The following is a 529-nucleotide window of genomic DNA, read 5'->3' as shown; positions in this document are numbered from 1 at the left end:
CAAGTTGGTTTGCCAGTAATACTGGAGCAAGGTGACCTTGAGGCCTGCGTTTTCCAAGTTGAATTTGAGTAATCAACTCGCTGTCCAAACCACCCTCTTCCGTCACTAACATACAACCTAAACATTTATCTTGCTGCCAAGCGGCGTATAAACGGATTGCTGGATTGTTGAGAAATTGCATTAAGTCATTTGGCGAGGTCTGATAGTGCGCATCCACGAGAAGAGAAAAACATTGTTGTAGCTGCTCAGGATTAGCCAAGCATTCTGATTTTGATAACTCGCCCAAGTTTAATTGGTTGATTGCGTCAGCAGAAAAGCCTTCGATTTCATCAACCGCCGATTCAGTGACTGATGCGTCATTACCAAGTAGGAAGAAATCAAACAACCAAGCTTCTAGCGGATCGTTGCTATTCCAACGAATCGGTTGTTCGAGCTTAAAGCCTTTCCACCCCGGACGATGCTCAGAAAGCCAAGACTCAAACTTAATACCGAACCCTCGTCCACTGCCTTCGTAACCGTGTACCGTGGT

General features: G+C 45.6%; 1 protein-coding gene. It reads right to left on the bottom strand.

Annotation, left to right across the window (positions count from 1 at the left end; translation table 11 throughout):
• On the bottom strand, positions 1–529 hold a 529-nt coding region (locus AB4512_RS21645), incomplete at both ends, for a GNAT family N-acetyltransferase (RefSeq protein WP_372175618.1).

The sequence above is a fragment of the Vibrio sp. 10N.222.52.B7 genome (assembly GCF_041474275.1).
Taxonomy (GTDB): Bacteria; Pseudomonadota; Gammaproteobacteria; order Enterobacterales; family Vibrionaceae; genus Vibrio; species Vibrio crassostreae_C.
This window is presented reverse-complemented; position numbering and strand designations above follow the sequence as displayed.